Annotated in this window: 13 protein-coding genes; 6 read left to right on the top strand and 7 right to left on the bottom strand. The window is 57.4% G+C overall.

Annotation, left to right across the window (positions count from 1 at the left end; genetic code table 11):
- Genes AC5S16_RS11825 through AC5S16_RS11815 form a run of 3 tightly spaced genes read left to right on the top strand, consistent with a single transcriptional unit; the run spans position 1 to position 1802 of the window.
- Complete coding sequence (locus AC5S16_RS11825) at positions 1-939, top strand: type II secretion system protein (protein WP_493930277.1); 939 nt, start codon at positions 1-3, stop codon at positions 937-939.
- 50 nt (positions 940-989) lie between these two features.
- Complete coding sequence (locus AC5S16_RS11820) at positions 990-1298, top strand: type II toxin-antitoxin system TacA family antitoxin (RefSeq protein ID WP_493930276.1); 309 nt, start codon at positions 990-992, stop codon at positions 1296-1298.
- Positions 1299-1802, top strand: coding sequence for a GNAT family N-acetyltransferase (locus AC5S16_RS11815; RefSeq protein ID WP_493930275.1), 504 nt, complete (start codon positions 1299-1301; stop codon positions 1800-1802). It begins immediately after the preceding gene.
- Between the two features lie 62 nt (positions 1803-1864).
- Here the strand turns inward: AC5S16_RS11815 and AC5S16_RS11810 are convergent, their stop codons facing one another.
- Both AC5S16_RS11810 and AC5S16_RS11805 read right to left on the bottom strand, forming a co-directional pair.
- Positions 1865-2236, bottom strand: a complete 372-nt coding sequence (locus AC5S16_RS11810; RefSeq protein ID WP_493930274.1) for a HesB/IscA family protein — start codon at positions 2234-2236, stop codon at positions 1865-1867.
- Between the two features lie 131 nt (positions 2237-2367).
- On the bottom strand, positions 2368-2802 hold the full coding sequence (locus AC5S16_RS11805) for a ComEA family DNA-binding protein (RefSeq protein WP_493930273.1): 435 nt from the start codon (positions 2800-2802) through the stop codon (positions 2368-2370).
- Positions 2803-3015: 213 nt separating this feature from the next.
- Between AC5S16_RS11805 and AC5S16_RS11800 the strand changes: the two genes are divergently transcribed.
- On the top strand, positions 3016-3279 hold the full coding sequence (locus AC5S16_RS11800; protein WP_493930272.1) for a hypothetical protein: 264 nt from the start codon (positions 3016-3018) through the stop codon (positions 3277-3279).
- A gap of 58 nt (positions 3280-3337) precedes the next feature.
- On the opposite strand, the gene AC5S16_RS11795 is transcribed toward AC5S16_RS11800, so the two are convergent.
- From AC5S16_RS11795 to AC5S16_RS11780, 4 genes are all read right to left on the bottom strand, one after another.
- A complete protein-coding gene (locus AC5S16_RS11795) occupies positions 3338-3928 on the bottom strand; it encodes a YceI family protein (protein ID WP_493930271.1) in 591 nt (196 codons plus the stop codon).
- An 8-nt stretch (positions 3929-3936) separates the two neighbouring features.
- A complete protein-coding gene (locus AC5S16_RS11790; protein WP_493930270.1) occupies positions 3937-5076 on the bottom strand; it encodes an NAD(P)/FAD-dependent oxidoreductase in 1140 nt (379 codons plus the stop codon).
- A gap of 6 nt (positions 5077-5082) precedes the next feature.
- A complete protein-coding gene (locus AC5S16_RS11785; RefSeq protein WP_493930269.1) occupies positions 5083-6132 on the bottom strand; it encodes a type III polyketide synthase in 1050 nt (349 codons plus the stop codon).
- Positions 6133-6240: 108 nt separating this feature from the next.
- Positions 6241-7587: an aspartate aminotransferase family protein gene (locus AC5S16_RS11780; protein WP_493930268.1), complete on the bottom strand. Its 1347-nt coding sequence runs from the start codon at positions 7585-7587 to the stop codon at positions 6241-6243.
- A gap of 242 nt (positions 7588-7829) precedes the next feature.
- Here AC5S16_RS11780 and AC5S16_RS11775 point away from each other — a divergent pair, with 242 nt between their 5' ends.
- On the top strand, positions 7830-10316 hold the full coding sequence (locus AC5S16_RS11775; protein ID WP_493930267.1) for an AsmA family protein: 2487 nt from the start codon (positions 7830-7832) through the stop codon (positions 10314-10316).
- Positions 10317-10402: 86 nt separating this feature from the next.
- On the opposite strand, the gene AC5S16_RS11770 is transcribed toward AC5S16_RS11775, so the two are convergent.
- Positions 10403-10960, bottom strand: a complete 558-nt coding sequence (locus AC5S16_RS11770; protein WP_493930266.1) for an inorganic diphosphatase — start codon at positions 10958-10960, stop codon at positions 10403-10405.
- Positions 10961-11122: 162 nt separating this feature from the next.
- On the opposite strand from AC5S16_RS11770, the gene purS reads away from it, so the two are divergent.
- Positions 11123-11374 carry a phosphoribosylformylglycinamidine synthase subunit PurS gene (gene purS / locus AC5S16_RS11765; RefSeq protein WP_493930593.1) on the top strand — a complete coding sequence of 84 codons (252 nt, stop codon included), beginning with the start codon at positions 11123-11125 and terminating at the stop codon, positions 11372-11374.
- The last annotated feature ends 34 nt before the right edge of the window (positions 11375-11408 follow it).

The following is an 11408-nucleotide window of genomic DNA, read 5'->3' as shown; positions in this document are numbered from 1 at the left end:
ATGCATCGCCAGGCACAATCCGTCAGGCATGAACCGCACCGCAGCGGAGAAGCAGGCTATATTCTGCTTGCTGTTCTCTTCCTGGTGGCCCTCATCCTGATTGCGCTTGCGGTGGCCGCGCCGCGCATTGCTGCTTCCATACAGCGCGACAAGGAAGAAGAGCTGATTCACCGAGGGCTGCAATACCGCCAGGCGATCAAGCTCTACTACAAGAAATTCGGGCGCTACCCTGCTTCCATCGATCAGCTTGAGAACACGAACAACATCCGCTTCCTGAGAAAGCACTATGTCGATCCCATCACGGGGAAGGACGACTGGAAGCTAGTCCGCTTTGGCCAGGCGCACGTAAAACCGATGGGGCTCTTCGGGCAGCCTATCTCGAATGCGGGCACTGCGGGCAGCAGTGTGCTTGGGGGAAGCGCGGGACAGGGAACGCAGACAGGCGCGCCGCCGACCGGCAGCGCATTCGGATCGAGCGGGGCGCTGCAATCGACCAGCGGTTCCACGTTCGGCAGCAGCAGCAATAGTGGCAGCAGCGATTCGGGGTCTTCCGGAACATCCGGCAGTGGTAGCACAAGCAGCAGCGGGTTCGGCAGTAGCAGCAGCAGTTCTGGATTTGGCAGCAGCAACAGCAACAATACCAACCAGACTTTTGGCGGAGCGCCCATGGTCGGCGTGGCCAGCAAGAGCGAGAAGGCCTCGCTCAAAATCTACAAGCAGCAGACCCATTACAACGAGTGGGAATTCGTCTACGATCCGCTCGAAGACCTGCAGGCGGGCTCCCTCTTTGGTGGCGCAGCCAACGTTAATGGAACAAATGGAACGGGATCGAATTCCACCACAACACCGGGCACATCGAGCCCATCCAGTTCATTCGGATCAAGCCCCGGCACATCTACCCCGCCCGTTCCCACTCCTCCTTCGTCTCCGCAGCAATAGGCAGAATGCCCTGTGTTGTCCCAATGGACGTACACCTGTCATAATGAATCATGCCTCGAAGCTCAGCCTTGGCCAATCCGGAAAAGCGGCGCGCGCGCAGTTCGCGGCTCGGCTTCCGTGTAGATGCTCAGACCAAGAAGCTTGTAGAAAGAGCAGCGGCTTTAGAGCGCAGGAGTCTTACGGACTTCTGCCTGACAGCATTGACCGAGGCCACGCAAGCCACCATCTCACGCCACGAAACCCTCGTGCTTTCCGAACATGACCGTCGTGTATTTTTTGATGCTCTGGTCCATCCTCCAAAACCAAAGGCCCGCTTGCGACGCGCCTTTCGCCTGGCACAGGAGCGGACCATCTCTTAAATGGCCCTCTACAAGGTGGAGCCTCTGGGGAAACACCATGACCGGCCAGGGTTTACCTGTGGAGTCGAAAGTCTTGACACATATCTGAAAACACAGGCATCGCAGGACATGCGCCGCAAGGCAAACGCCGTCTTTGTCCTGGCACCGCAAGAATTCCCATACAGAATTGCCGGCTACTTTACGCTCTGTGCCTATGGGCTCGCACCCGGGGTAGTTCCGGAGGCAGCGCAAAAACATCTTCCCCGTTACCCGGTTGTCAGTGCAACATTGATCGGGCGGCTCGCCGTCGACAGAAACTTTCAGGGGCAGAAGCTTGGCTCACTCCTGCTGGCAGAAGCATTGCGCAAGGCTTATGAGAATGCATCTATAGTTGGTTCATCCATGGTTGTCGTTGATGCGCTTGATGACCGCGCAGCGCAGTTTTATCAGGCACATGGATTCATCCGGCTTCCCGAGTCCATGCGGCTCATCCTGCCGATGAGCACTATTTCTGAGCTGATCTGAAGCCACACATAAAAAATGGCCTCGCATTTGCGAGGCCATTTCATCAAACTCAGAAGTCTTCTTTACACGCTGAAGGACGAGCCGCAGCCGCAGGTGCTCTTGGTGTTCGGGTTTTCGAACTTGAAGCCGGCGGCTTCGAGTGTCTCGACATAGTCGACGATGCAGCCGTTCAGATACATCAGCGAAGTCGCATCGACGAAGACCTTCAGGCCGTCGAAGCTGAAGACCTTGTCCATCATGCCCGACTGGTTCTCAAAGGACATGGAGTACTGAAATCCGGAACAACCGCCGCCGACAACGCCGATGCGCAGTCCGGATGGAAGCGGATCCTGCGTCGCCATAATTTCGCGGACTTTCCCCACCGCCGTATCTGTAAGCGTAAGCGGCGCTTTCCTTACTTCTGCTGTCTCTGGCGTAAGGGTTGTTGTTGCCATGTGTTTCTCCCTTGGAAAATTGAGCTTCCTATAAGTGTATCGCCCCTGTTCGGGCGGCACAACTCATCAATTAAGTTTGATGTAAGACATCGGCCAGGCGATGCAGGGAAAATGCATCGCCTGCAGCCGCTCTAGTTGGCTGAAATCTGGTTTGAAATCCGGTCGTACTCGGACTGCGTCAGCACGCCTTTGTCCACCAGGTCGTGCGGTGCGGCGTAAGGCCGCCCGTGAATGATGCGCCGTGCCCGCGCATCTGATATTCCGGGAAGCGCCGTCAAATCGCCTTCGGAGGCCGAATTGATGTCGATCCTGTTTATGCGGCCTTTCCCGTCCTTCAGTCCATCTTTCACTCCGGAGGCGACGGCATTGACGTCGCGTTCTGCATTGGCAGCAGCCTGCCTGGCGGTTGCCGCAGCCTGCTGCGCTGTCTGTTTTGCCTGCTGGGCGGTCTTCTCTGCCTGCTGCCGCAGTTCTTCGTCAGAGGGTCTTCTGTCACATCCGGAAAGCAGCGCGATCCCGATTGCCAATGCGCCCAACCCTTGGAAACTCCAGCCTGCTGATTTCATTGTCCTTGCTCCTCCAAACACATCTGCATGGAATCGCCTGAAAGAAAAGAGGTTGCCAAAGAAGCTTCATCCTGGCCAAAAGTCTTCTGTCCAATGCATTGATTTTGGGGCTATCATAGTTGCCGAAACGGCCTCACTTACCCCCGGGCCATCGAAAACTGACCCGCTCGTACCTGGGACCGGCTCAAACCCGAACCCTGTGAGGTGCGCCTCATGCTTTTACTGTGGATCGTATGGGCCGTTGTCACAACCCTCCTTCTGGTACTTCTTGCCTACCGTGGAACCCTGACCCGCTATGAGGAAGACCAGCTCTTTCTCGACCCGGCATCAGACCACCAGCAGCAGGAGCAGACCGCCATTGTCCAGAAGGTCAACCGCATTCAGCCGCTCGTCCGCATCGTGACGGGCGCAACCTGTGCTTTATCCGCAACTATTATCGGCGTATACGTTTGGGACGCAATTAAACAATTCCAGTAAGGAGTTGGTTCCGTTGCTGACTGGAGCGCCGCAAGGCGCTCCGGCTCCTTGCGCACGCCTAGTGTGTGCCTTCCACGCTTCCCCGCGCGGTCACATCCACTGATACTTCCTTGTCTACTTTCAGCATCAGCTTGCTGGGATCCTTCATGCCCCAGGCCACATAGGGAATGATGAAGTGCGTTGTGGCGGTCGCGTCCTTGCCGTTGATCTGTATGGTCATCTGGAGAGTAAGCGGATGGTCTGCGCCGTGGATATTGAATGTTCCCTCAACGGTTACATTCTGCTCTGATCCGGATTGGATCGCTCCCGACACTCGGACCGGATGAAAGAACGCCTCGGGGTATTTTTTGCTTTCGAGGACATCCTCCTGCATCTTGTCGTCCCGCGCCTTGTTCCCGCTTTCGCCGGTCACGACATCAACGAGAAACTCGCCCTGCGCTGTTCCCGTCTGCGGATCGAGAGCCATGGTTCCGCTCTTCAGGTGGAATGTGCCGTGCACCGTGTGCAGCACGTCGTGCAGTGTCCAGTGAATCTCGGTCTTTTGTGGATCGAGATGGACGGTGATCTGATGAGTCGCCTGTGCCTGCGCGAGCTGTGTGAGAAACAGGAGAAGCGTGGAAAGCGCCATCCGGCAAAAGAATCGAGCCATAGGGGTCCTCACAGTTCGGAGGTACATGGGCCTGGGAACATTATTCGGGCAACCATATCGGCGCCGTGAGTCATGAAGAAACGAAGCATAGTCGCATTTTCCAGATGCAGGTCGATGAGACCGCGAAACAGCGTAGGAGAGCCCGCCAGAGCACGCATGGCGTGGTTACGCACGGTGGAAGAGGCATTCATCCACAACAGAAGCCGCGTCATGCGCCGGGGCATGGAAAGAATTTTCCGGTGTCCGGCAGCATAGTCCTCCAGGCTGCCCTTTGCTATGGAGTCGCTCAAAAGCACTGCCTGGCGAAAACTCAGGGCCAGGCCTTCACCCGTGATAGCGTCTACCGATCCTGAAGCATCGCCGATAAGAGCAACATCCTCTTTTACGACCTGCTTCAAGCTGCGTGTCGTAGTCAATGCTCCGCGTTCGTCTCCCTTGGCCAGGTCATGCGAGAGCTTTTCCCGGAGAAATGGAACAGCATCGACCACATGCCGCACATGCGTGGTGCTGTTGCGCGTCACTACTGCGACACAAATCTCATCGTCTGAAACGGGCGTGATATAGACCTGCCCCATGGTGACCAGGTGCACTTCAACATACGGGCTCCACGGAGCCACACGGTAATGCCTGCGGAAACCATAGCGGCGTGTTATCGTTTTGCCTCGGTCAAGGCCGGCCCATGTCCGCATTCTGGAGGACTGCCCATCCGCGCCCACCAGATAGCGGTATGCACACTTCTCCTGATTTAGAACAACGCTTCGGCCAAGACCGACATGCGTTCCCCAGCGAAAACGGACGCCAACTTCCTGCGCTCTTTCGACCATGCGGGTATGCAGGATAGTTCTGGGAATGCCCATGCCTGTGCCGCGCGAAAATTCCGCGGCAACAGAAACCGGCTCTCTATCAGTCCAGTTGGCAAAGCGGATTCCGCGAAAAACCGCGCCATCCTGGAGGCTGCAATTTACGCCGAGTGCGGCCAGATCGCGCCGGGCATCGGGCATAAGGCCTTCGCCGCAGGCTTTATCAATTGGGGGACGGAGCGCGTCGGCGACCAGAACATCGGCGCCACGCATCCTAAGGGCAATGGCGGCGGCCAGACCTGCAGGGCCGCCGCCTACTACCAGAACATCACAGGAGCTGCTGCTCAAAAGACACTACCATTCCAGAAGCAAAATTTCTGAACAAAAGCCCGGCCCCATCGCCGCCAGAATACTGCGCGTTCCCGGAGCGGGCCGCCTGTTTTTCATGACTTCATCGAGTACAACTAAAACTGATGCCGAGGAGAGATTCCCCACGCGGCGCAGCGCCTCCCAGGAAACATCGAGCTGGCCATTGGTGAGGCCAAGCGCGTCCGCGGTTGCTTCGAGCACCTTTGGACCGCCCGTGTGCATGATCCATGAGCCGATGTCGCTGCGCGTCAGGCCATGTTCCGCGAGAAATGTGTCCACATCGCGTCCGAGGTTCTCGCGGACGACCACCGGCACATCCGGCGAGAGCACGATGTTGAAGCCTTTCTCGGAGACCTTCCAGCCCATCACATCCTGCGTTTCGGGATAGAAGACCTGACGGCTGGCCACGATTTTGGGCCCGGGAAGGTTAACCTTTTCTCCCGCAACCAGCACAGCTGCTGCGCCGTCGCCGAATAATCCGGAGGAGATGAGGTTGGCTACCGACACGTCGTCTCTTTGCCATGTGAGCGAACAGAGTTCGACGGAGAGCAGCACGGCTACCTGATCCGGATAGGCACGGACATAATCAGCGGCGCGCGCCAGCCCCGCGGCGCCGGCTACGCAGCCCAGGCCGAAGATTGGATTGCGCTTGATGTTCCTTGAAAGCCCCATACGGTTTACCAGCCTTGCATCGATGGACGGACTGGCGATGCCGGTGACAGAAACGAAAAAGATAGCGTTGATCTGCTCTCGCTTGAGGCCGGCCAGTTTCAGAACGCAGTCAATGGCGTGCTCGCCTAACTCCTCTGCTGTTTCGATCCATACATCGTTTGTCTTGCCCCATGTATCGAGGCCTCTGTATTCTTCAAGCCTCCGCGAAAAATACCGCCCATCTACTCCAGTACGAAGGTGCAGGCGTTCGAGCACCCGCGCTTTTTCTGGATCGCCGCCCCAGTACGCCTGGAGCGCGGTTACTACTTGCTGTTGAGTGAAATAGTGCTGAGGATATGCCGTTGCGGTGCTCAGGATTCGCATTAGGAGTGGGCCTCATTGCCTTTTCAGAATAGATACGAGGAGCCATGGAAGTTTCCTCGTAAATGTATCGATTCTGTCATTTTGTAGAGCAGAGTTCGACATAAATCCTTAAATCTTTACTGCCCGGGCCGCGAGCTGCAGGGCATCCTGCCAGAAACGGCGGGAGGAATGTACGGTTTCCATGACGCCCGTTAGGGCGGCTATGAAGTGATCTAGGCTGGTTTCACTGGCATTCAGAGGCGGAGCGGCTTTGAGCACCATGAAATGATTTCCACAGATCTGCGTCAGGATGCCGTGCTCGCGATAGAGGCGCATGACCACCATCTGGCCGAACATTGCCGGGTGTATCCGCCGGAATGCTTCATAGGACAGCCTCAGGCTGAGGGAATGAGGCTGTCCGAATACGATTCCGTTGAAGAAACCCAGGCCGCGCACGTCAGCCACCATCTCGTAGCCGGCCAGGGCTTCCCTCAGCCGGTTGCGGAAAGCTTCCCCTGAGTGCAGGGCCCGCTCTCCCAGTTTTTCTTCCTCAAGAACCTCGATTGTGCTCAGGCCGGCGCGCATCGCCAGCGCGTTTTCGCTATAGGTCGAGGTGTGAACAATGGCTTTTCGCAGCGATGAGTACACGCTGTCATAGATACTGTCGGTCATCAGCACAGCGCCCACCGGGATGAGCCCGCCGCTCAGCGCTTTGGCGAGGATCACCATGTCTGGATCGAGCTCATAGTGGTGCGCGGCAAGAAATTTTCCGGCGCGGTAGAGGCCCGTCTGCACCTCATCCAGCACAAAGAGCGTGCCATGCCGCCTGCACAGTGCCTGCGCCTGTTCCAGATAGCCGTCGGGCGGCAGGACAATGCCGGCTTCTCCCTGGATCGGCTCAACGATGAACGCGGCATATTTGTGTGTGGCGAGCGCTTTCTCGATCGGCTTGAGGTCGCCAAAATCTACGAAATCCACGCCCGGCAGCGGAGGACCAAAGCCCTCGGACCAGAATCGGTGGTCCATTAAGGAAAGAGCTCCGCATGTGAGTCCATGGAAGGCGTTCCGGGCAGCGAGCAGGCCTTCTCTGCCCGTAGCCGCGCGGGAAAACTTGATGGCGGTCTCGACTCCCTCACTGCCTGAGCTGCAAAAGAAGACTTTGCTTAACCGTCCGCCTGCCCGCGAGCAGAGTTTTTCCGCAAGTTCTCCGGCGCTTGCCGGAATATGGCTCTGCAGCATCGAAGGACCGCTGCCTTCGAGTTCCCTGCGGACGGCCTCTACAATTCGCGGATGGTTGTGCCCTGCGTTATAGACACAGTAGCCGGAAAGGAAATCCAGAATGACTCGTCCGTCGCGTGTGTGCAGCTCTTCGCCGCGGCAAACGTCGTACTCGGCATTCATTCCCAGCAGGTTCAGCAGGCGAACCCATTGCGGATTCACGTGCGTCTCATACGCGGTCTGCGTAATCGTTTCCACAACCTCTCTCCTTGTTCCAGGTATTGCAAAGAAACTGCGTCGCCAGCTATGGTCCTGGCTTTATTTGTGCTTGTGCATGGGAATAACAGCTATGGAAAGCTGACTGTGAGACATGCTCCTAATAAATTTGTTAGCACATCTTTTTCCGGACCTGAGTGGTCTGAATTCCCGCAGAGGCCGCATCGACGGCGCGGCGAGCCTGCTGCCAACCTAAGCGCAAGATGATATGTTGCAATTTAGGAGTGAAAGTCACGAGCGCCATCCCGGGCAAACCTCTGGTCAGGTACTGGATTCTCGCAGCAGCCATTGGCCTCGTGGTGATTGCGCTTCTTTTACCTCCGCTGATTAATCTGAACCGCTATCAGCGGCGGATAGCAGACGCCATCAGCCGCGGACTCGGCCGCCCGGTTCATCTTTCATCGGTCACGCTGCGCCTGCTGCCTCGTCCCGGCCTTGAAATCAGTAATTTTGTCGTGGAAGAAGATCCGGCATTCGGCTCGGAGCCGGCTTTGCGCGCGCCGAGCGTCGATGCCTCCATCCGCCTTACTTCACTCTGGCGCGGACGGCTTGAAGTGGGACGCATCAGCTTCGACCAGCCCAGCGTCAATCTCGTTCGCAATGCTGACGGGCATTGGAATGTCGGGACGATCCTGCTGCAGGCTTCGCATATTCCCAATGCTCCGACGGCGCAACGCCATGCCGGCCAGGCTCCCCGCTTTCCATACATTGAGGCCAACAATGCGCGCGTCAATTTCAAGATCGGAGCAGAAAAGAAGCCCTTCTCCTTCCTGAATGCCGATTTCGCCATGTGGCTCGCCCAGCCGGATGAATGGCGCATTCGCATGGAAGCACAGCCCGTCCGCACGGACCTCGATCTTGGCCTGTCTGACACGGGAACGATGCGTGTCGAGGGCTCGCTCAAACGTGCCTCGGATATAGGCGCAATGCCCGTCAACTTGCATATGGAATGGCAGAACGCGCCGCTGGGCCAGGTCAGCCGGCTTATTCTGGGCGTGGAGTCAGGATGGCGCGGCAATATCGAAGTAGCTGGCGACATCAGGGGCAGCGTCTTTGCACCGCAGTTCAAGACGCGCATACACATCGCTGGAATGCACCGCCAGGAGTTTGCCCCCCTTGAGCCCTTCAATATAGATGCAACCTGCCAGGGTGGCTATCGCCAGCCGGCGCACTCGGTCGACGGCCTGACCTGCTTCTGGCCCGTCAATGACGGGCATCTGCTGCTGACAGGAAACATTCCGGATATCGAACATCCGGAGCCTGCGCTTCATCTTCATATCCAGAATGTGCCCGCTACACTTGGGCTTTCCGCCCTGCGGCTGGTGCGCAATGGATTTGCCGGCGCGACCCAGGTTTCGGGGACCATGCAGGGCGACCTGGATTATGCACAGCGGCTTACCGGTGAAGTGAACGTCAACCGCCTCGCTCTCCGCGTTCCGAATACAGATAATCCCCTGCTGGTGCCTGCGCTGCGCCTTGTCACCGAGCAGCCTGCGCCACCCTCGCGCCGAGTGAGGAGAGAGGAGCCTTCGGCGGCGCTCCTTAAGTCTCTGCGCCTGGAGAACGCTACGATAGATCTTGGAGGAGCGGCGCCTGTCACCGTATCCGGCCGCTTTACCCCATCAGCCTTCTCTTTTCATGTCAGTGGAGGCGCATCCATTGAACGCCTGCAGCCGGTTGCTGCAGGACTTGGGCTTCTGCCCGGCGTGATTTCCACGCTCGCCGCAAAAGGCAAAGCTGATATGGACCTGACTGTCCACGGCCCATGGCTGCCCCAGGTGAACGGTCTCGATATTCCCATATCCACTGCTACAACAGAAGGGACTCTGCACCTCGAAGACACGGAATATCGTGCCGGCTTTCTTTCGGGACCGGTTGCCATCAGCTCCGCCCAAGCCGTCTTCTCTCCGGCAAACGTCACATGGGAGCCCGTTGCCGCTGTCTTTCAGAAAATACCCATCACGCTTTCGGCAACGATTCCACTCCACTGCGTCGCGCCAAACTGTGTGCGTGAATTTTCGCTTGCCGCCGATGAAGTGGATGCAGCCTCGCTGCAATCTGCCCTGCTGGGAGCAGGCGAGCACAATGAGCTGCTGCAGCAACTGCTCGCGCGCCTTGACCGCAATAAACCACTGTGGCCGGCGCTCATCGGAACAGTGCGCGTCTCTACATTTACGCTTGGCTCGCTTGCTTTCCACGACGCCAGCAGCCAGGTGCACATTGAAGGGCGGACGATTCAGTTCACTTCCATCGACGGCCATGTTCTGAATGGCGTTCTCCATGCCTCCGGAGCCATGGATGCGTCGGGCAGCACGCCGCGCTACAGCTTCGACACGCAATTGACGCATGCAAGCGCAGCAGCGGCTTCCGGTCTCTGGCATGCGGAGCGCGCTGCAGGCACGATAAGCCTGAATGCGCATCTTGAAATGTCGGGGTATTCGGCGGATGCTCTTGCCCAATCGGCACAGGGCACATTTCACTGGGACTGGACACAGGGCGCGCTCGCCGATGCTCCGGATCAACTGGCGCGTTTCGACCACTGGAGCGCCAGCGGAGCGATCAAAAACTCACAGCTTGTTCTGGATCAGTCGCAGGTAACCAAGGGAGCGGTCAAAAACGGTGTTTCCGGCACGATCTCCTTCGACCGGAAACTGAATCTGAATATTTCGGACCAGATAGAACAGGCGCATGCTGTACAACATGCGCCCTGAATTGGCTGGCGGACCTTCGTTTCGCGAAGGGATGACAGAGGCTCGGCATCCGCGAAGAGCGGATGCGTATCGCTGGATGCGCAGTCCTAGCGCTTCACCCCTGCCTCAACCAGCTTCTTCTCTTTGCTCTTCAGGAAATTCTCTGCGGACCACGTAACCCGGTCGCGCGCATACGCGGCATCGTGCCACCCGCGAATCTCGACGCGCTTGCCTTCCAGGTCCTTGTAGATGGAGAAGAAGTGCGTGATCTCCTTGAGCATGTGCGGATAGATTTCGGAATAGTTCCAGACATCTTTGTAGCGGGGATTGTTCTTGCCCACGGCAAGAACCTTTTCGTCCAGAACTCCCTGGTCCATCATCTCCAGCAGGCCGATGGGACGCACCTGCATGACACAACCGGGGAAGCTCGGCGCATCGACCAGCACGAGCACGTCCAGCGGATCGCCGTCATCGCTCAGCGTTGAAGGAATAAAGCCGTAATCGCCCGGGTAATGCACCGGCGAATACAGGTTGCGGTCGAGCCGGAAGACATGCAGCTGTTTGTCGTACTCGTACTTGTTAATGCCCTCGAAGGGGATCTCGATGACGCTGTTGATCACCTCGGGCGTCTTGTCGCCAATCGGTAGTTCCAGATAGTTAACCATTCAACTCCAGTGTAGCAATGTGATGTAAATCTCTCACCAATACTTGCCGGCAATGCAGGAAATACTACGCCGAACCGGGGATCCCCGACACGCGCGTTGTTCGTGTGTTGGAGCATGAAGGCGCGGTATCGCTGGACGTGCAGTCCTTTATAATTGGACCTGATGAAAGCCCATGTTTATGTGACGCTCAAGCAAACGGTGCTCGACCCGCAGGGCCAGACCATTCAGAATGCACTCAGAAAGATGCAATACAAAGGTGTAAAAGACGTACGCCAGGGAAAATATTTTGTTCTCGATCTGGACAGCGCGCTCGACACCGCCGCTGCCAGGGCAGAGATTGAGCGCATCGCAAAAGACGTGCTCACCAATCCAGTGATCGAAGAGTTCACCTACCGTCTGGAAGACGCAAAGTAAACCAGCCCGGGAACTTCGTTATCCCAAAGCCACA

The sequence above is a fragment of the Acidobacterium sp. FHG110202_01 genome (assembly GCF_059115305.1).
The sequence above is the reverse complement of the archived record's forward strand: the minus strand, read 5'-3'. Positions and strand labels throughout refer to the sequence as shown.